This window comes from Kaistia nematophila (assembly GCF_026343855.1).
GTDB classification, from domain to species: Bacteria; Pseudomonadota; Alphaproteobacteria; order Rhizobiales; family Kaistiaceae; genus Kaistia; species Kaistia nematophila.
The window spans coordinates 43,198-60,555 of the sequence record NZ_JAPKNK010000012.1; the positions used below are offsets into that span (position 1 = coordinate 43,198).

Annotated in this window: 21 protein-coding genes; 11 read left to right on the forward strand and 10 right to left on the reverse strand. The window is 66.0% G+C overall.

All coding sequences use genetic code 11. The annotated features are described in order from the left end of the window. Positions 1-74 precede the first annotated feature (74 nt). Together OSH07_RS21465 and OSH07_RS21470 are read left to right on the forward strand one after the other, a co-directional pair. Positions 75-1,346, forward strand: a complete 1,272-nt coding sequence (locus tag OSH07_RS21465; RefSeq protein ID WP_266340745.1) for an RNA polymerase sigma factor — start codon at positions 75-77, stop codon at positions 1,344-1,346. A 76-nt stretch (positions 1,347-1,422) separates the two neighbouring features. Next, positions 1,423-1,653: a SlyX family protein gene (locus OSH07_RS21470; RefSeq protein WP_266340746.1), complete on the forward strand. Its 231-nt coding sequence runs from the start codon at positions 1,423-1,425 to the stop codon at positions 1,651-1,653. Positions 1,654-1,668: 15 nt separating this feature from the next. Here OSH07_RS21470 and OSH07_RS21475 read toward each other — a convergent pair whose 3' ends face one another. The 5 genes from OSH07_RS21475 to OSH07_RS21495 all read right to left on the reverse strand — a co-directional run bounded on the left by OSH07_RS21475 (position 1,669) and on the right by OSH07_RS21495 (position 5,629). Beyond that, positions 1,669-2,136, reverse strand: coding sequence for a DUF4126 family protein (locus OSH07_RS21475; RefSeq protein ID WP_266340747.1), 468 nt, complete (start codon positions 2,134-2,136; stop codon positions 1,669-1,671). 264 nt (positions 2,137-2,400) lie between these two features. Further along, a complete protein-coding gene (gene minE, locus OSH07_RS21480) occupies positions 2,401-2,685 on the reverse strand; it encodes a cell division topological specificity factor MinE (protein WP_266340748.1) in 285 nt (94 codons plus the stop codon). After that, the gene (minD, locus tag OSH07_RS21485; protein WP_266340749.1) at positions 2,682-3,497 is read right to left on the reverse strand and encodes a septum site-determining protein MinD; all 816 of its coding nucleotides are present in this window, start codon (positions 3,495-3,497) and stop codon (positions 2,682-2,684) included. The genes minE and minD overlap by 4 nt, the downstream gene beginning before the upstream one ends. A 20-nt stretch (positions 3,498-3,517) precedes the next feature. Beyond that, the gene (minC, locus tag OSH07_RS21490) at positions 3,518-4,225 is read right to left on the reverse strand and encodes a septum site-determining protein MinC (RefSeq protein ID WP_266340750.1); all 708 of its coding nucleotides are present in this window, start codon (positions 4,223-4,225) and stop codon (positions 3,518-3,520) included. Positions 4,226-4,564: 339 nt separating this feature from the next. Beyond that, positions 4,565-5,629, reverse strand: a complete 1,065-nt coding sequence (locus OSH07_RS21495; protein ID WP_266340751.1) for an LLM class flavin-dependent oxidoreductase — start codon at positions 5,627-5,629, stop codon at positions 4,565-4,567. 227 nt (positions 5,630-5,856) lie between these two features. Here OSH07_RS21495 and lepB point away from each other — a divergent pair, with 227 nt between their 5' ends. Both lepB and OSH07_RS21505 read left to right on the forward strand, forming a co-directional pair. After that, complete coding sequence (gene lepB, locus OSH07_RS21500) at positions 5,857-6,627, forward strand: signal peptidase I (RefSeq protein ID WP_420909668.1); 771 nt, start codon at positions 5,857-5,859, stop codon at positions 6,625-6,627. Positions 6,628-6,778: 151 nt separating this feature from the next. Next, the gene (locus OSH07_RS21505) at positions 6,779-7,948 is read left to right on the forward strand and encodes an MFS transporter (RefSeq protein WP_266340753.1); all 1,170 of its coding nucleotides are present in this window, start codon (positions 6,779-6,781) and stop codon (positions 7,946-7,948) included. Between the two features lie 2 nt (positions 7,949-7,950). Here the strand turns inward: OSH07_RS21505 and OSH07_RS21510 are convergent, their stop codons facing one another. Next, a complete protein-coding gene (locus OSH07_RS21510) occupies positions 7,951-8,151 on the reverse strand; it encodes a hypothetical protein (RefSeq protein ID WP_266340754.1) in 201 nt (66 codons plus the stop codon). A 644-nt stretch (positions 8,152-8,795) separates the two neighbouring features. Between OSH07_RS21510 and OSH07_RS21515 the strand changes: the two genes are divergently transcribed. From OSH07_RS21515 to OSH07_RS21540, 6 genes are all read left to right on the forward strand, one after another. Beyond that, positions 8,796-9,008: a cold-shock protein gene (locus OSH07_RS21515; protein WP_266340755.1), complete on the forward strand. Its 213-nt coding sequence runs from the start codon at positions 8,796-8,798 to the stop codon at positions 9,006-9,008. A 340-nt stretch (positions 9,009-9,348) separates the two neighbouring features. Beyond that, entirely contained in the window at positions 9,349-9,852 is a 504-nt protein-coding gene (locus OSH07_RS21520) for a type III secretion system chaperone family protein (protein WP_266340756.1), read from the forward strand. A gap of 171 nt (positions 9,853-10,023) precedes the next feature. Beyond that, positions 10,024-10,848, forward strand: coding sequence for a pyrroline-5-carboxylate reductase (proC, locus tag OSH07_RS21525; protein ID WP_266340757.1), 825 nt, complete (start codon positions 10,024-10,026; stop codon positions 10,846-10,848). Between the two features lie 57 nt (positions 10,849-10,905). Continuing rightward, positions 10,906-11,565, forward strand: a complete 660-nt coding sequence (locus OSH07_RS21530) for a TetR/AcrR family transcriptional regulator (protein WP_266340758.1) — start codon at positions 10,906-10,908, stop codon at positions 11,563-11,565. A gap of 48 nt (positions 11,566-11,613) precedes the next feature. Then, entirely contained in the window at positions 11,614-11,967 is a 354-nt protein-coding gene (locus tag OSH07_RS21535; protein WP_266340759.1) for a tRNA-binding protein, read from the forward strand. A 97-nt stretch (positions 11,968-12,064) separates the two neighbouring features. Further along, a complete protein-coding gene (locus OSH07_RS21540; RefSeq protein ID WP_266340760.1) occupies positions 12,065-12,889 on the forward strand; it encodes a VOC family protein in 825 nt (274 codons plus the stop codon). Between the two features lie 6 nt (positions 12,890-12,895). Here OSH07_RS21540 and OSH07_RS21545 read toward each other — a convergent pair whose 3' ends face one another. The 3 genes from OSH07_RS21545 to OSH07_RS21555 form a co-directional block, all read right to left on the reverse strand. Then, entirely contained in the window at positions 12,896-14,266 is a 1,371-nt protein-coding gene (locus OSH07_RS21545; protein WP_266340842.1) for an ATP-binding protein, read from the reverse strand. A gap of 163 nt (positions 14,267-14,429) precedes the next feature. Then, entirely contained in the window at positions 14,430-15,143 is a 714-nt protein-coding gene (locus tag OSH07_RS21550) for a response regulator (protein WP_266340761.1), read from the reverse strand. Between the two features lie 18 nt (positions 15,144-15,161). Further along, on the reverse strand, positions 15,162-15,698 hold the full coding sequence (locus OSH07_RS21555; RefSeq protein ID WP_266340762.1) for a MarR family winged helix-turn-helix transcriptional regulator: 537 nt from the start codon (positions 15,696-15,698) through the stop codon (positions 15,162-15,164). Positions 15,699-15,951: 253 nt separating this feature from the next. Between OSH07_RS21555 and OSH07_RS21560 the strand changes: the two genes are divergently transcribed. Then, a complete protein-coding gene (locus OSH07_RS21560) occupies positions 15,952-16,839 on the forward strand; it encodes a branched-chain amino acid aminotransferase (protein WP_266340763.1) in 888 nt (295 codons plus the stop codon). Positions 16,840-16,912: 73 nt separating this feature from the next. Here OSH07_RS21560 and OSH07_RS21565 read toward each other — a convergent pair whose 3' ends face one another. Beyond that, the gene (locus OSH07_RS21565; RefSeq protein ID WP_266340764.1) at positions 16,913-17,248 is read right to left on the reverse strand and encodes a GIY-YIG nuclease family protein; all 336 of its coding nucleotides are present in this window, start codon (positions 17,246-17,248) and stop codon (positions 16,913-16,915) included. Positions 17,249-17,358: the final 110 nt, after the last annotated feature.

Below are 17,358 nucleotides of genomic sequence, written 5' to 3' on the forward strand. Positions count from 1 at the left end.
ACTTCGGCCCGTGGACGTGACGGGGCCATCTCCGGCCTTGCGTCCACGGAGCAGACATGGCCTGATCCGCGGCCGTGACACACACCGAAACCCATCAAGCGATCAGCGCCGTCTGGCGGATCGAGCAGGCGAAGCTCGTCGCCAGCCTCGCCCGGATGCTGCGCGACATCGGCGTTGCCGAGGAACTGGCGCAGGACGCGCTGGTCGCGGCGCTGGAGCGCTGGCCGCAAACCGGCATCCCGGACAATCCAGGCGCCTGGCTGATGGCGACCGCCAAGCGGCGCGCCATTGACCGGCTTCGCCATCGCAAGCTGGCGGACGCGAAGCACGCCGAGATCGGCTATATCAGCGATCTCGACCAGGATAGCGTCGTCGACGAACTGGAAGCGCGGCTCGACGACGACATCGGCGACGACCTGCTGAAGCTCGTCTTCACCGCCTGCCATCCGATCCTCTCCGCCGAGGCGCGCGTGGCTCTGACGCTGCGGCTGATCGGCGGCCTCTCGACCGGCGAGATCGCCCGCGCCTTCTTCGTGCCCGAGTCGACCGTGGCGCAGCGCATCGTTCGGGCGAAACGGACGCTCGCCGACGCCAACGTGCCCTATGAGGTGCCGCGCGGGGACGAACTGGCCAAACGCCTCGCCTCGGTGATCGAGGTAATCTACCTGATCTTCAACGAGGGCTATTCGGCGACCGCCGGCGAGGACTGGATCCGGCCGCAGCTGGCCGACGAGGCGGTCCGGCTCGGCCGCATCCTGGCTGGTCTCGCGCCGAACGAAGCGGACGTGCACGGCCTCGTCGCGCTGATGGAAATCCAGGCCTCGCGCTTCGCGGCGCGGATCGGCCCGAATGGCGAGCCGGTGCTGCTGATGGACCAGAACCGGGCGCGCTGGGATCACCTACTGATCCGCCGTGGCCTCGCGGCGCTGACCCGCGCCGAGGCGCTCGGTCCGCGCGGCACCTATACGCTGCAGGCGGCGATCGCGGCCTGCCACGCGCGCGCTCCGACCGCCGACCAGACCGACTGGCGCCGCATCGCCGGGCTCTATGCCGAGCTGGGTGCGATCGCGCCCTCGCCGGTGGTGGAGCTGAACCGTGCCGTCGCTGTCGGCATGGCCGAGGGACCGGCCGCCGGCCTCGCCGTGGTCGAGCCTTTGGCAACCGAGCCGGCGCTGGCGAGCTCGCATCTGCTGCCGGGCGTGCGCGCCGACCTCTTGATGAAGCTCGGCCGCCTCGCCGAGGCGAAGCTCGATTTCGAGCGTGCCGCCGCCCTCACCCGCAATCTGCGCGAACGCCAGCTGCTGCTCGAGCGCGCCGCGACCTGTGCGAACGGCATCGCCGTCTGATCCCGCCCGCCGGCCTGCCCTTGCGCCGGCGGCCGGCGCGCCTTAGGGAGCACGCAGATGGCAGAGGGAGGATCGGATGACCGACACGAACGCCGAAGAGGCTCTGGCGAGCCGCATCGAAGCGCTGGAAATCCGGATCGCCTACCAGGATGAAACCATCGAGGACCTGAACAGCGCGATCACGGCGCAATGGAAACAGGTCGATCTCCTGACCCGCAAGATCGCGCAGCTGACCGAGCAATTGCGCGAGACATCAGAGCAGATCGGCCGCCCGAACCTGCCCGAGCCGCCGCCGCCCCATTATTGAGAGCCGGCGCCGCGCTCAGGTGGCGTAGGCGACGATCCAGAGCGCGAGCGCGATGGCGATGCCATCCTCGATGAGGGCGATCGGCAGGTCCCTGCCGCCCGTTGCCGCAACCAGGCGCTTGCGCGCCTCGTAGCCGCCGAGCGTGCCGATCACGGCGCCGATCGCACCGAGGATCAGGCCGACGATCCAGGCGCCGCCGGCAAAGCCGAGCGCGGCGCCGCAGACCGCGCCCATGAAGATGCGGGTGGCGAACTGCACCGGCACCTTGCGGCTCGGCGTCGTCGGCAGCTGATCGGTGATCAGTTCGGCGATGGCCAGCACGGTGAGGATCACCGGCGCCAGCCAGTGGCTCAGAAAGGAGAGCCAGCTGCCGTCAAGATTGATCCAGCCGAGATAGGCGGCCCATGCGATGGCCGCCGGCGCGGTCATCGCGCGCAGGCCGGCGACGACGCCGATCAACAGCGCCAGGACATAGATGAACATGCTGTCTTCCCCCTACGTTGCCCACAACCGCAGGGTGACGGATTTCCGGCCGTCGATGCCAGGGATTTGTTCGATTGCAGAAAAGAAAAACTAGGAAGCCGCCATGCCGTGCCCGGCGGGCGGAATTTCTTACCCTAAGGAACCTTTGGCCGCTCGGGTAGCGCCGGCCCTGCAGGCAGACGCTTCGTCAGGCCACGCCGCGACTCGGTCGGTTCCTGCGCAGGCGGGCATGAAAAAGCCGGCATCGCTGCCGGCTTCAGGGTCTCATGCTGCCGCCTCGGCGCCCTCTTTCCGCCGCTGGCGGACCGGGTTCGGCAGCTCGATCTCGACCTCGAGGGTGGAGACGGCCTCGGCCCGCTGCATCTTCACCTGGACCTTGTCGGCCGGGATGTCGACGTGGCGGGCGATGACACCGAGGATCTCTTCGCGGAGCTTGGCGATCAGATCGCTGGCGCCGGCCGAGACTCGCTCGTGCTGCAGCAGGATCTGCAGCCGGTCGCGCGCCACCGGCGCGGATCGCGCCGGCTTGAAGAAGTTGAAGATCGTCATGCAGCCCTCCGACCGAAAAGCTTGCTCATGAAGCCGCGCCGCTCCGCCGGAACGACCATCGGGATGTTTTCGCCTTCGAGGCGGCGGGCCGCATCGATATAGGCGCGCGCCGGGGCGCTGTCGGCATCGACCAGCGTGACCGGGCAGCCGACATTCGAGGCATTCAGCACCGCCTCGCTCTCGGGGATGATGCCGAGCAGCGGGATCGACAGGATCTCGAGGACGTCCTCGACCTTGAGCATCTGGCCGCGCTCGGCGCGGGCGGCGTCATAGCGGGTGAGCAGGAGGTGCTTCTCCATGTACTCGCCGCGCTCGGCCTTCAGCGTCTTCGAATCGAGCATGCCGATGATGCGGTCGGAATCGCGCACCGACGACACTTCCGGATTGGTCACGACGATGGCCACGTCGGCATGGCGCATGGCGAGCATGGCGCCGCGCTCGATGCCGGCCGGGCTGTCACAGACGACCCAGTCGAAATGGCCGCGCAGCTCTTCCATGACGCGGGCGACGCCCTCGGCGGTCAGCGCGTCCTTGTCGCGCGTCTGCGAGGCCGGCAGCACATAGAGCGTGTCGAGCCGCTTGTCGCGGATCAGCGCCTGCTGCAGCTTCGCCTCGCCCTGGACCACGTTGATCAGGTCGTAGACGACGCGGCGCTCGGCACCCATGACGAGGTCGAGATTGCGCAGGCCGACGTCGAAATCGACGACAGCCACGCGCTGGCCGGACATGGCCAGCGCGGCGCCGATGGCGGCGGTGGACGTCGTCTTGCCAACGCCGCCCTTGCCCGATGTCACAACGAGAACCTGAGACATTGCTTCTGCTCCTTGCTGGCTCAGGCCAGCGCCGCCATGTTCATCTTGTCATTTGCGAGCCAAGCCTGGACCGCGCGGCCGCGCAGGCCCGGGTCGAGGTCGTCGGCAGTCTGGTAGAGGCCGTCTATGGCGATCAGCTCGGCCTCGAATTTCTGGCAGAAGATCCGCGCCGCCGCGTTGCCGGTCGATCCGGCGATGGCGCGGCCGCGCAGCGTGCCATAGATGTGGATCGAGTTGCCGGCGATGATCTCCGCGCCGGATGCGACGGAGCCGACCACGGTCACGTCGCCCTGCGGGAAGATGATCGACTGGCCGGAACGGACCGGCGTCTCGATCAGCAGCGACGGGACCGCTCGGTCGACGAAGCTGTTCTGCTTGGGTGGCTCGGCGGACGGCTTGTGCAGGATTTCGGTCTGCTTGCCACCGCTGACGGACGGAGGCATGCCGAAGCCGAGCCAGGACGGATCGGCGCCCTCGACCCCCATCACCTTGATCTCGCGTTCGTAGAGCATGGCGATCAGCTCTGCGAAGTCGCGCTTGGTGATGGCGAGGCCGGTGACGTCGAGAATGACGGGGCGACTGGCAAAGTAGCCCTCGGAACGCTTGGAAAGCTTGTCGAGTTCCGCCAGCCAGTCGGCCAGCGGGAGTTCGGGCGCCAGAACGGTGGCGAGGAAGGATCTTCCCCGGAACCGGATCGCTGCGCGTTGTTTGGAAGCGGGAGTAGCCACGGTCGCTGTTTGCCTTCTGTTAAGCAATGTGTGCGACACGCTGGTTAACGAGTGGTTAACCACGTCGGACCCGTTAAGGGTTTGGAGGGCAAAAGCTGAGGAATCCCGAGGGGGTTAGGCCGAACAAAAAAATCTGGGTTGCAGTCCGGAAACCCGTCAACAGCAGCGCGAAAAGCCGCCCTTTGCCTCGATTCCATCGCGAAGCGCTGCGTCATGCCGAATCGACCCGGCGCCCGCCGCAGAGCGGATTCGGCGAATCGATCCAGCGCCCCGCCAGGGGGCGCCGTTAACGTTTACACCCGCTTGTTCGAAGCCGCCGCGGCGGTGCGAGGCATGGCCTCAGGCCTGTTCCGGCGCGACGTCCGAAGCCTTGGCGGCGAGCGCCCGCTTCACCTCCGGCACGACCTTCGTCCCGAACAGTTCGATCGACTTCATCATCTTGTCGTGCGGCAGCGTGCCGACGCTGAACTGAATCAGGAAGCGGTCATGGTCGAACAGTTCGTGCTGGTAGAGGATCTTCTCCGCCACCTCGGACGGGCTGCCGACGAAGAGCGCGCCATGCAGGCGGCGCTGCGCCTCGAACTGTCCGCGCGTCGTCGGCGGCCAGCCGCGCTCCTTGCCGAGCTTGGTCATCACGGCGGCGAAGGGGGGATAGGCGATGTCGGCGGCTTCCTGCGAGTTCTCGGCGATGAAGCCGTGTGAATTGATGCCGACCTTCAGCCGCGCGGGATCGCTGCCGGCTTCCTTGCCGGCGCGGCGGTACAGTTCGACCAGCGGCTGGAAGTGGGCTGGATTGCCGCCGATGATGGCGATCGCCAGCGGCAGGCCGAGCACGCCGGCGCGCACGACCGATTGCGGCGTACCGCCGACAGCGATCCAGACCGGCAGCGGATCCTGGGCGGGGCGTGGATAGACACCGAGATCCTGGATCGCGGCGCGATGGCCGCCCGGCCAGCTTACCCGCTCGCTGTCGCGAATACGCAGCAGCAGTTCGAGGTTTTCGGCGAACAGCGCGTCGTAATCGGCGAGATCGAAACCGAACAACGGGAAGGATTCGATGAACGAGCCGCGCCCGGCCATGACTTCGGCCCGGCCGTTCGAGGCAAGGTCGAGCGTCGAAAAGCGCTGGAAAACGCGCACGGGATCATCGGAGGAAAGCACCGTGACGGCGCTGGTCAGGCGTATGGACTTGGTGCGCGCGGCGGCAGCCGCCAGCACGACGTCAGGCGCAGAGACCAGATAGTCGGGCCGGTGGTGTTCGCCCAGGCCGAAGACGTCGAGACCGACCTGATCGGCCAGTTCGATCTCCTCGATGAGATTGCGGATCCGCTCGACCGGATCGAGCCGCACGCCGGTCGTCGGGTCGGGCATATTGTCGCCGAAGGTGTAGATGCCGAATTCCATTCTGGTCGCCTCTCCGAATGACGTCGGCGCGGAAATGCCCGGATCGCCCCGTTTCGCGGCAGATATGGCAACCCGGCGCCGGATTGTCAGCCCCGACGCAGGAAGACGCATCGTCAACCGAAACGGGCATGTCCTTCCGCAACGTCGGCGCGGCGCACGGCTTTTGGTTGCCGCCTCGCCCCGCATCCCCTAAATGACGGGTTCCCCAATCGACCGAAAGTCGCATGATGGAAGACACCACGAAGAGCGCCGAGAAGAAGCAGGCGTCCAAGGACGGCCTCGGCGGCACCATCCGCGTCTTCGCCGAGGCGCTGATCATCGCGCTGATCGTGCGCACCTTCCTGTTCCAGCCGTTCGAGATTCCGTCGGGCTCGCTGATCCCGACGCTGGAGATCGGCGACTACCTGTTCGTCTCCAAATATTCCTACGGCTATTCGCGCTATTCGTTCCCCTTCGGCATGGGTCCGTTCGAGGGCCGCATCTGGGGCTCGGAGCCAAACCAAGGCGACATCGTCGTCTTCAAGGGACCGAAGGACAATTCGACCGACTTCATCAAGCGCGTCATCGGCAAGCCCGGCGACACCGTGCAGATGATCGACGGCCGGCTCTACATCAACGACAAGATGGTGGAGCGCCAGCAGATCGAGCCCTACGAGACCAAGGACTTCTTCGGCAACACGATCTCGGCGGCGCGCTATGAGGAGACGCTGCCGAACGGCGTCAAGCACCAGATCATCGAGATCGAGGGCGATCGCGGCTCGTTCGACAACACGCCGAAATACGAGGTTCCGCCGGGCCATCTCTTCATGATGGGCGACAACCGCGACAACTCGGCCGATTCCCGCGACATGCAGTCGATGGGCTACGTCCCGAACGAGAATGTCGAGGGCAAGGCGCGCTGGGTGTTCTTCTCGATCGACGAAGGATCGCGCGTCTGGGAGTTCTGGAAGTGGCCTTGGTCGATCCGCTGGAACCGGCTGTTCACCTCGATTACCTGACGCCGCAGGCAGGCCACCGTCGCGCCTGAGTGACACGCATCGCAAAATGCAACGACCGCCGATTTGTGCATTGCAAAATGCACGAATCGGCGGTCATTGTCGTGAGGGTCGCGCCTCCGCGCCCGCCTGATCCTCACCGCCGGACCACCCCATGCCGATCGCCCTCTTCGCCCTGGCCATTGCCTCGTTCGGCATCGGCACGACTGAATTCGTCATCATGGGGCTGCTGCCGGAAGTGGCGGCCGATCTCGGCGTCTCGATCCCCAGCGCCGGCCTGCTGATCACCGGCTATGCCATCGGCGTCGTCATCGGCGGCCCGATCATCGTGCTCGCCACATCGCGGCTGCCGCGCAAGATCACGCTGGTCGGGCTGGCGATGCTGTTCGTCATCGGCAATCTCTTCTGCGCCATCGCGCCGACCTACGGGCTGCTGATGGCGGCGCGCGTCTTCACCGCCTTCGGCCATGGCGCCTTTTTCGGCATCAGCGCCGTCGTCGCCGGCACGCTGGTGCCGCGCAACCAGCGTGCCCAGGCCATGGCGCTGGTCTTCGCCGGCCTGACGCTCGCCAATATCCTTGGCGTTCCCGGCGGCACCGCGCTCGGCCAGATCGCCGGCTGGCGCTCGACCTTCTGGGCCGTAGTCCTGATCGGGCTGGTCTCGGTCGCCGCCATCATCGCCTGGGTGCCGTCGGACCGAGGCGCCTCGGCGCCGCCGAGCCTGATGCGCGAATTCGCGGTGTTCAAGCGCCTGCAGGTCTGGCTCGCCATGGCGGTCAGCGTGCTGGCCGCCGCCGCCACCTTCGCCTGCTTCACCTATATCGCGCCGATCCTGAAGACGGTGACGGGGCTGGAATCGCACCAGATCACCTGGGTGCTGCTGCTGTTCGGCGTCGGCATCACCATCGGCAACCTGATTGGCGGCCGACTGGCCGACTGGAAGCTGATGCCGACAATCCTCGGCGCGCTGACCGCGCTGATCGTCGTGCTGGCGCAGTTCTCCTACACCAGCCACTCCGTCGTCGGCGCCTGCGTCAGCGTGTTCGTCTGGGGCTGCGTGATGTTCATCCTGATCGCGCCGCTGCAGATGCGGGTAATCGAATGCGCCGGCGAGGCGCCCAATCTCGCATCGACGCTCAACCAGGGCGCCTTCAATATCGGCAATGCCGGCGGCGCCTGGATCGGCGGCCTCGCCATCACCTTCGGCGCCGGCTTCGACAGCCTGCCGCTCGTCGGCGCCGCGCTGACGGTGCTGGCACTGATGATCGCGCTGTTGTCCTGGCATCTCGGCAGGCAGCCGATGGCGGTCGCTTCGACCGGCTAGGCTCAGTCGGCCTGCCAGGCCTCGAAGCGACCCTGCACGGCGGCAATAAGGGCGGCCCCGGCGGGCGGCACCGCCAGTGTTTCGCAGCGCTGCGCCTCGGTTTGCGCGGCGACCGGATCACCGCCAAATGCCGCACTCGGCAACATGATCGCGACCCACACAGCCGCGACAGCCAGCAGATTATCCGCGGTCAATCCCGACATAGCCAAACTCCGCCCTGCCCTGCGATGCACTGTTAAATAATACGTCCCCGACCTGCGGGTTCCGCCCTCCGACATCAAATTTGCGTCAGGAGGTCGATCGGGATCCGCTTGGCCGATGATTTCGCATCGCAATATGCAGCGATCATGCCAGCTTGATGACAATTGACGGCCCCGACGCGAGAAAAACGGAAGTATTCGCGGACGACCGGGCGCATTGTGTCTCCGGCGCGTCGGCTTTGCGCCGGATGGGCGGTCCGCTCTTCAAGGCCGCGGGTCGGCGCGTCCCGGGAGACGCAGACGGCAGGGCGCCGCCAAACAATGCTATCCTGATAGTAAGCTGCCTATATCGGACAACATAACGGTCCTTTTCAGTGTAGGTGAAGCAACTGCAACTTTACGTTAGGGAATACGACCCATTGATTTTCTGTGGATGCTGAAGCATAGTTTCGCTCGCACGGGCATAGGACCCGACGGAGACTGGACAAACGCGCGTCGGATGCTACGGCATTCGCGGGGCGGCTTGCGCGAGCGACCGCACGATATCGACAAGACGCAGAGACCTTTCCCCGACAACCTGAGTGCCTGGAGTGTGCCGGCCGAGCGGAGCGGCTGGTAGAGTAAAGAAGAATGGGAAAGGAACAGCGATGCGACAGTCTGGTACGGTCAAGTTCTTCAATGCGTCGAAGGGCTTTGGCTTCATCACCCCCGACGATGGCGGCAAGGATGTGTTTGTGCACGTCACGGCTGTCGAGCGTTCGGGCATTGCGAACATGAATGACGGCATGCGGATCACGTTCGAGACCGAGCCCGATAAGCGCGGCAAGGGCCCGAAGGCGGTAGACCTGCAACCCGGCTAGCCCCTCGCCTTCGCGGACAAGTCCAGAAAGCCGCCGGCCTGCCCGGCGGCTTTTGCGCGTCTGCCTCCCGGTCGCGACAGGCGCCTGACGCTGCGTCCACAATTCCGACACGCCCGTGCAGGAAAAGTCATCGCGCATTCTCTTCGCCTGCCTATATACTGATACTAAATGAAGATTCGCGCTGCTCTGCCAAGCACCGCCGTTGAGTTGGAATGGGAGACCGGTTTTTCCGCGCGGGGCGGAGCGGTTTTTGCTCAACAGGAGGGCTCGATCTCGAGATCTGCTTTCGGCAGTCGTTTTGTTGCGTTGCGTATCCCCCGATCAAGCGCGAGGGTCGGCCATGAGCCTCATCGACTTCGAAACCGAAGACCGGCAATCCAACCCGGTTGATATGATCGAGCAAATCGCAGGGCTCAATGATTGGAGCTTCGAGCGATCCGGCGACGACGAGATCACCATCTCGATAGCCGGCGGCTGGTGCGATTATCACGTCTCCTTCTCCTGGATGGAGGACATGGAGGCCGTGCACCTCGCCTGCGCCTTCGACCTTAAAGTTACGGAACCGCGCAAAACCGAGGTCATGCGACTGCTGTCGCTGGTCAACGAGCAGCTGTGGATCGGCCATTTCGACCTTTGGAGCAAGGAAGGCGTCGTCATGTACCGGCAGACTCTGCTGCTCGCCGGCGGCGCCGAGCCGAACAGCCGCCAGGTCGAAGGCCTCCTCGAGAACGCCATCGAAAGCTGCGAGCGCTATTACCAGGCCTTCCAGTTCGTCGTCTGGGCCGGCAAGTCCGCCGCCGAGGCGCTGGAGACCGTCCTGTTCGAGACGGTCGGCGAGGCCTGAGACCACAAGGCGGCGCGTGCCGGTACGCGCCGCCTCTCTTGCCGGATGGGACCGAGGCCGCCGTGCCGGCCGCCGCCGGCAGGTAGGATCCTGCCCGGCAAGGAGGGCCTTTCGCCCGGGCGCGGAGCCGCGTACAGACAAGCGTCGTCATCGAAGAGCGAGCGCTTCCGCATGTCCCTGTCCGCCCTCACGCCCTCCTCCCCCATCGTCCTGATCGGCGCCGGCAAGATGGGCGGCGCCCTGCTCACCGGCTGGCTCGCTTCCGGCCTCGATCCGAAGGCGGCGATCGTCGTCGATCCGAACCCGCCGGAGGAGACGCGGGCGCTTCTCGCGAAGCATGGCGTCGAGCATCGGACCAGCGCGCCTGCCGGCGTCGCGGCCCGCGTGCTGCTTCTCGCGGTCAAGCCGCAGATGATGGGCACCGCCCTCCCCGCCGTGCGCGACCTGATCGGACCGGGCACGGTCACGGTGTCGATCGCGGCAGGAACGACGCTCGCGACGCTCGAGGCCGCGCTCGGCGGCGCCATCGTCCGGGCCATGCCGAATACGCCGGCGCAGGTCGGCCGCGGCATGACCGGCGCCTTCGCCAACCCGGCCGTGACCGCCGAGGACCGCGAGTTGGTCGGCGCGCTGCTTTCCGCGGTCGGCGAATTCGGCTGGGTCGGAAGCGAAGGGCTGATCGATACGGTGACGGCGGTTTCCGGCTCCGGCCCGGCCTATGTCTTCCTGCTCGCCGAGTACCTGGCGAAAGCCGGCGTCGAGGCCGGCTTCTCGCCCGAGCAGGCGGAGCGCTTCGCCCGCCAGACGATCGTGGGCGCCGGCGAACTGCTCAACCAGTCGCCGCTGCCGGCCGATATCCTGCGCAAGAACGTTACATCGCCGGGCGGCACGACGGCCGCGGCGCTGAACGTTCTGATGGCCGAGGACGGCATCGAGCCGATTCTCACCCGTGCCGTCGCCGCCGCCAAGCAACGCGCACAGGAACTGGCAGGCTGATCGGCCTCGCCGTCGCCACATCGCGTCCCTAGATACAGGTAAAGAGGAGATCCGATCATGGCGACAGAGAAGAGCAAGGCCAAAATCGTCGACGCGTTTCTCGGACTTCTTTCCGAAAAGCCCTATGCCGGAATCGGCCTCGGCGACATCGCGGCGCGCGCCGGGCTCACGCTCGGCGAGCTGCGGAGCGCCTATGACGGCAAGCTTGCCATCCTTGCCGACTTCATCCGCCAGGTCGACAGCGCCGTGCTCGATTCGACCGAGGCGCCTTCGGCCGAGGAATCGCGACGCGATCGATTGTTCGACCTGATTATGAAGCGGCTCGACCACATGGCGCCGCATCGCGCCGCCGTGCGGCATCTGGCCGAATCCGCCCGCCGCGATCCGGGAATGGCGCTCTGCCTCAACCGCATCGCGCTCGACAGCGCCCGCTTCATGCTGGCCGGCGCCGGGATCTCGACCGACGGTCTGCGCGGCGCCGCGCGCACGCAGGGTTTCGTGCTGATGGCGGCACGGATCGTCCCGGTCTGGCTCCAGGACGAGGATCCGGATCTGTCGAAGACAATGGCGGCAGTCGATCGCGCGCTCGAGCATGCCGAGACCTGGTCGCACCGGACCGATCGCGCCGCCGGCATCCTCTGCCGCGTCGGCCGCAAGCTCGACCGGCATCGCCCGAAGCGGGCCGCCAAGCCGGAGACGGAAGCGCCGGCGGCTTGACCGAGCCGGCCGTCGTGTTACCGGTCTCGGATTGAACGGAGACACGACATGGACGCCCAGGCACCGAAGACGATCAGCTTCGACGATTTCCTCAAGATCGACATCCGCGTGGGGACGATCGTCGAGGCGAACCCGTTTCCGGAAGCGCGCAAGCCGGCCATCAAGCTGGTGATCGATTTCGGCCCGGAGATCGGCCGCAAGAAGTCCTCGGCCCAGATCACCAAATACTACCAGCCGGCAGAGCTGATCGGCCGCCAGGTGATGGCCGTGGTCAATTTCCCGCCGCGCCAGATCGGTCCCTTCATGTCGGAAGTCCTCACCCTTGGCATGCCGGACGCCGAGGGCGACGTGGTGCTGACCGCCGTCGAGCGCAGCGTGCCGAACGGCGGACGCCTGTTCTAGGCGGCGCCGCTGGCTGGACGGTGTGTTCACTCCGGCGCGGCTGTCGATCGCAGCCCCGAGTGACTAGGTAGATGCTTCAACCAGAGGTCACCCAGCCATGAGCCAAACCGAAACCGAAGCCGGTCTCCCCTTTTCGCTGACCCGCCCGATCCACATCGCGGAAGTCGGCCTCAAGGCGCATGACGTCGACAAGGTCGCCGACTACTACCGCGCCATCCTCGGCCTGGAGACGATCTCCAGCGCCGGCGGGATGGTGACGCTCGGCGCCGGCGGCGTGCCGTTCCTTGTGATCGAGCCGAGCCCGCGCGGCTCGCGCGACGACACCCGCCAGGCCGGCCTGTTCCACACCGCCTTCCTGATGCCGAGCCGCGCCGATCTCGGCCGCTGGATCCTGCATGCGAGCGAAAACCGCTTTCCCGTCGACGGCATGGCCGATCATCTCGTCAGCGAGGCCTTCTACCTGACCGATCCGGAAGGCAACGGCGTCGAGATCTATTCCGACCGCCCGACCGGGGAATGGGTCTGGGAAGGCCCGCATGTGCGGATGGCGACCGACCCGCTCGACGTCAACGCGATCGTCGCCTCGCTCGGCGACCATCCGGGCGGCTGGAAGGGTGCACCGGAATTCCTCCGCATCGGCCATGTGCATCTGCGCGTGGGTGACGCGCCTGTGGCGGCGAGCTGGTGGAAGTCGGAGGTCGGGCTCGACGAAGTGACCACCATGCCGAGCGCCTCGTTCCTGTCGTCCGGCCGCTATCACCACCATATCGGCGCCAATAGCTGGCAGAGTCGCGGCGCCGGCCCGCGCGATCCCGAACGCAACGGCCTCGCCTATGTGACCCTGGCCGGCTCCGGCGTTTCGGCCGAACGCGAATTGCTGGATCCCTGGGGCACGCGTATCCGCCTTCAGCCCGGCGCCTGAGTTCGATCAGGCCGGAATGCGGACGGTGGCGCGCAGGCCGCCGTCCGGCGCCTCCGAAAGCGTGACGTCGCCGCCATGGAAACGGGCGATGTCGCGGGCGATCGGCAGGCCGAGGCCCGTGCCGCTCTCGTCGAGATTGCGCGCCTCGTCGAGACGGTAGAACGGCCTGAACACCGCCTCGCGCTCGGTCTCGTCGATACCGGGCCCATCATCGTCGACATGGATGACGAGCCAACCTTCGGTATGCACGCCGTGCAGCTCGATATGGTCGCCGTGCCGGCAGGCGTTCATCACCAGGTTGGACAGGCAGCGCTTGAAATCGTTCGGGCGGATGCTGACGATCGGATCGCCGCGGAAATCCTGCGAGACGTCGTGGCCGACGCGGCGGGCGTTCTCGGCGACCTCGGCCAGCAGCGTGCCGATATTGGTCGCCGCCGTCGGTTCGTCGGCATCGTCACGGGCAAAGGCCAGATAGCCCTCGAGCATACGCTGCATGTCGTCGACGTCGCGGCGCATGGCGCGCACATCCGGCGTTTCGCGCAAGAGCGCCAGCTGCAGGCGGAAGCGCGTCAGCACCGTGCGCAGGTCGTGGCTGACGCCCGCCAGCATGGTGGTGCGCTGCTCCATCTGCCGCTCGATGCGGTTGCGCATCTCCATGAAGGCGGCGCTGGCGCGGCGAACCTCGCGCGCGCCGCGCGGGCTGAAATCCGTCGTCTCGCGCCCCATGCCGAAATCCTCGGCCGCATCGGCGAGCTGCTGGATCGGACGGATCTGGTTGCGCAGGAAGGCGATGGCGATCGTCAGCAGCACCAGGCTGGTGCCGACCATCCAGAAGATGAAGATCTCCGAATTGGAGGCATAGGTCTGGCTGCGCCGCGCCAGCACGCGCAGCACCTTGTCGCCGAGCTGGATGCGGATCTCGACCAGGTTGGAGCGGCCGACCGTGTCGATCCAGTAGGGCTTGTTGATCTGACGGCCGATCTCGCGCGACAGCGCGCTGTCGAGCAGCGAGAAGAAGGGCTTTGGCGCCGCCGGCGGCAAAGGCTCGTTCGGGATCACGGAAATGGTCAGGCCGAGCCTGTCCTGCGCGATGCGGACGATCTGCGCGTAGTTCGGATCTTCCGGGTAGGTGTCGATCAGGTCGACGATCGCGGCGATGTCGCGGACGGTCGCAGCCGACAGGCGCTGCGTCACCGTCTGCCAGTGGCGCTCCATGAAGACGAAGGCGACGACCGACTGCAGGATGACGATCGGCGTGATGATGATGATCAGCGCGCGCGCATAGAGGCCCTTCGGCATCGCGGCGGCCATGCGCTTGCCGAGAAAGCGATAGGGCACCAGCAGCGCGTCGAAGAAGGGCTCGGAGCGGCGCGCCATGCGGCGCATGGCGTTGACCGCCGGAGACCGCCAGAGACGGCGCAGCCCGGCCACGGCAGGCCATTCCGCCCAGCCGCCGGAAACACGACTGCGCTGAAACGAATGCGGGCGTTTGTCCATCAGCCCTGGCCCCGTCCGGCCCGTCCCCGGTCGCCGATCTGCGTCACGCTTCCGTCACCAGCCGGTAGCCGATGCCACGCACCGTCTGCAGGAACAGCGGATTGGCCGGATCGACCTCGATCTTGCGGCGCAGCCGGTTGATCTGCACGTCGATGGTGCGTTCGCCGGCTGGCTCGTCCTCGGCCAGCAGCGAAAGGCGCGGCACGGTCTCGTTCGGCGTCTCGGCGAAAACCGCCATGATCTGGCGCTCGCGATCGGTCAGGCGGATCGTCTCCTGCCCGCGACGCAGTTCGCGCCGGGCGATATGGAAGGTGAACGGCCCGAAACGCACCTGCTCGATCAGCGGCGCCGCCGGCGGGGTGCCGCGCTTCAGGATGGCGTTGATGCGCAGCAGCAGTTCGCGCGGCTCGAACGGCTTGCCGAGATAATCGTCGGCGCCCAGCTCCAGACCCTTGATCCGGCTCTCGATCTCCGTCCGCGCCGTCAGCATCAGGATCGGCACGTCCATCGTCTCGCGCAGGCTCTTCAGCAGGTCGAGCCCGCTCTCGCCCGGCATCATCACGTCGACGACCAGGAGGTCGAAGGCGAGGCCGCCGAGCCGGCCGCGCGCCTCGGCCGCATTGGCGGCGACATCGACACGGAAGCCGTTGTCGTTCAGGTAGCGCGACAGCAGCGTGCGAATGCGGGCATCGTCGTCAATGACGAGCAGATGCGGCGCATCATCGGCCAGGGGGGCGGTATCCGCCAGATCATTCATCCTGCAACTCCACGCGCATCAATGCTCGATCAACTGCGCGACCTTATCGCGTTCGGCCGGATCGATCATCAGGCGAAGGAAGCGCTCGGCCGCGACGCGCCCTTCGGGACCGAGCGGGGCCAGGGCGGCGCGGATGCGCTGCGCCTGCGGCTCGGTCAGCCGCTGGTCGAGCGCCCGCCCCTTCGCCGTCGGATAGAGAAGCCGCTGACGGCGATCGACCGGACCCGGCACCTGCTCGATATAGCCGGTATCGATCAACTGCTTCAGCACGCGCCCGAGGCTCTGCTTGGTGATCTTCAGAATGTCGAGGAGATCGGCGACCCGCATGCCGGGATGGCGGTTGACGAAGTGGACGACGCGATGGTGGGCGCGGCCGAACTGGAACTTCGCCAGCACCACGTCCGGATCCGAAACGAAATCGCGATAGGCATAAAAAAGCAGCTCGATCAGGACCAGTTCGGGCTGTTCCTGGATAGAAATGGGCGTCTTGACGGTCTCGTCGCGTTGCACGGATGCCGGTCCCTTCGAATCGGTCGCGAAATTTATGTCAGCCATGTTGACATATTTAGGTTCGATTGTTACTTGATGGGTGGCCTCGACGAAATGATCGAACACGCCCGCCGTTTACCGTCCCGCGATATCCCCTCGCGCGATCGCGTTTCGACCGGCACTTTACCGACAGTTTCAAAGTGGCGCAAAAGTCGTTGCCGGATCTGGCTTTACTTTGCCTGGCCGGCGCGAGAAATAGGCACGACAATCAACGCCAAAGGGCGCGGCCGCAACCGGCGGCCGATATGGAGTGAGGAAAATGAGCGCGGTCCCCTTCGACCAGAAAGATGGTTGGATCTGGATGAACGGATCCTTCGTTCCGTGGAAGGACGCGAAGATTCACGTACTCACCCATGGCCTTCACTATGCGAGCGCGGTGTTCGAAGGCGAACGCGCCTATAACGGCACCATCTTCAAGCTGCGCGAGCACACCGAGCGCCTGTTCCATTCGGCCGAAATCCTTGACTTCAAGATCCCCTACACGGTCGAGGAGATCGACGAGGCCTCGAAGGCGACGCTCGCCAAGAACGGTCTGGTCGACGGCTATCTGCGCCCGATCGCCTGGCGCGGCAGCGAGGCGCTCGGCGTCTCGGCCCACAACAACCGCATCAACGTGGCGATCGCCGCGTGGGAATGGCCGTCCTACTTCACGCCGGCCGAGCGCCTGAAGGGCATCCGTCTCGACTGGGCGAAGTTCCGCCGTCCCGATCCGAAGACGGCGCCGTCGCTCGCCAAGGCGTCGGGCCTCTACATGATCTGCACGATCTCCAAGCATGCCGCGGAGGATCGCGGCTATGCCGACGCGCTGATGCTGGACTGGGAAGGCAATGTCGCGGAATCGACCGGCGCCAACGTCTTCTTCGTCAAGGACGGCGCAATCCACACGCCGCTCGCCGACCGCTTCCTGAACGGCATCACCCGCCAGACCGTGATCGGCCTCGCCAAGGCGAAGGGCATCGAGGTCATCGAGCGCCGCATCGCCCCGGAGGAACTGTCGACCTTCACCGAATGCTGGCTCTGCGGGACCGCCGCCGAAGTCACCCCGGTGTCCGAGATCGGCGAATACAAGTTTACGCCGGGCAAGATCACCGAGAGCCTGATGCACGCCTATACGGACCTCGTCCAGGGCGCCAAGGTCTCGGCCTGATCGATCGGCTGGACCAGAACATCCAAACAAAAAAGCGGCCGGAGATTTCTCCGGCCGTTTTTCTTTGTCCGCGTCAAACGATCTCGGCGCCGAGCGCGCCACGCCAATGTCCGAAGCGTTCCTTGAGAAGCGCATTGCGGATATAGTCGGATTCTTCCGGCTCCAGTTGCTCGAGGACCTCGAAGGAAAAGGCGTCGGCGCCTTGCTGTCGCCAGGCCGCCTGCAGGCCGCGCGCGCTGCAACTACCCTGGTCGAGCGTGAACCAGATCCGGTTCCGGATGGTATCAAGATTTGGGGTCTTGCCGACCCAGACTTCGCCGCTGACCTTGCAGCGGACGGCATAGATGCCTGCCGCGGCTTCCCGCTTCTTGTAGGCCGAGATCGCCGCCTTTCGATCCTCGCGCTGCATGTCTCCGCTCCTCGATCGTCCCGGAAAGGGCCGGCCGTCTTCGAGCGGCCGCGTTGGACCGACCTTTTACCCGGGCGATATTGAGACGTCAATATTACCCGGGTATATTA

Bases quoted from the DNA above. Each gene is read 5' to 3' on its own strand.
- OSH07_RS21470 (WP_266340746.1), top strand. From the start codon at position 1,423: ATGACCGACACGAACGCCGAAGAGGCTCTGGCGAGCCGCATCGAAGCG.
- OSH07_RS21475 (WP_266340747.1), bottom strand. From the start codon at position 2,136: ATGTTCATCTATGTCCTGGCGCTGTTGATCGGCGTCGTCGCCGGCCTG.
- minE (WP_266340748.1), bottom strand. From the start codon at position 2,685: ATGACGATCTTCAACTTCTTCAAGCCGGCGCGATCCGCGCCGGTGGCG.
- minD (WP_266340749.1), bottom strand. From the start codon at position 3,497: ATGTCTCAGGTTCTCGTTGTGACATCGGGCAAGGGCGGCGTTGGCAAG.
- OSH07_RS21495 (WP_266340751.1), bottom strand. From the start codon at position 5,629: ATGGAATTCGGCATCTACACCTTCGGCGACAATATGCCCGACCCGACG.
- lepB (WP_420909668.1), top strand. From the start codon at position 5,857: ATGGAAGACACCACGAAGAGCGCCGAGAAGAAGCAGGCGTCCAAGGAC.
- OSH07_RS21505 (WP_266340753.1), top strand. From the start codon at position 6,779: ATGCCGATCGCCCTCTTCGCCCTGGCCATTGCCTCGTTCGGCATCGGC.
- OSH07_RS21510 (WP_266340754.1), bottom strand. From the start codon at position 8,151: ATGTCGGGATTGACCGCGGATAATCTGCTGGCTGTCGCGGCTGTGTGG.
- OSH07_RS21515 (WP_266340755.1), top strand. From the start codon at position 8,796: ATGCGACAGTCTGGTACGGTCAAGTTCTTCAATGCGTCGAAGGGCTTT.
- OSH07_RS21520 (WP_266340756.1), top strand. From the start codon at position 9,349: ATGAGCCTCATCGACTTCGAAACCGAAGACCGGCAATCCAACCCGGTT.
- proC (WP_266340757.1), top strand. From the start codon at position 10,024: ATGTCCCTGTCCGCCCTCACGCCCTCCTCCCCCATCGTCCTGATCGGC.
- OSH07_RS21530 (WP_266340758.1), top strand. From the start codon at position 10,906: ATGGCGACAGAGAAGAGCAAGGCCAAAATCGTCGACGCGTTTCTCGGA.
- OSH07_RS21535 (WP_266340759.1), top strand. From the start codon at position 11,614: ATGGACGCCCAGGCACCGAAGACGATCAGCTTCGACGATTTCCTCAAG.
- OSH07_RS21540 (WP_266340760.1), top strand. From the start codon at position 12,065: ATGAGCCAAACCGAAACCGAAGCCGGTCTCCCCTTTTCGCTGACCCGC.
- OSH07_RS21545 (WP_266340842.1), bottom strand. From the start codon at position 14,266: ATGGCGCGCCGCTCCGAGCCCTTCTTCGACGCGCTGCTGGTGCCCTAT.
- OSH07_RS21550 (WP_266340761.1), bottom strand. From the start codon at position 15,143: ATGAATGATCTGGCGGATACCGCCCCCCTGGCCGATGATGCGCCGCAT.
- OSH07_RS21555 (WP_266340762.1), bottom strand. From the start codon at position 15,698: ATGGCTGACATAAATTTCGCGACCGATTCGAAGGGACCGGCATCCGTG.
- OSH07_RS21560 (WP_266340763.1), top strand. From the start codon at position 15,952: ATGAGCGCGGTCCCCTTCGACCAGAAAGATGGTTGGATCTGGATGAAC.
- OSH07_RS21565 (WP_266340764.1), bottom strand. From the start codon at position 17,248: ATGCAGCGCGAGGATCGAAAGGCGGCGATCTCGGCCTACAAGAAGCGG.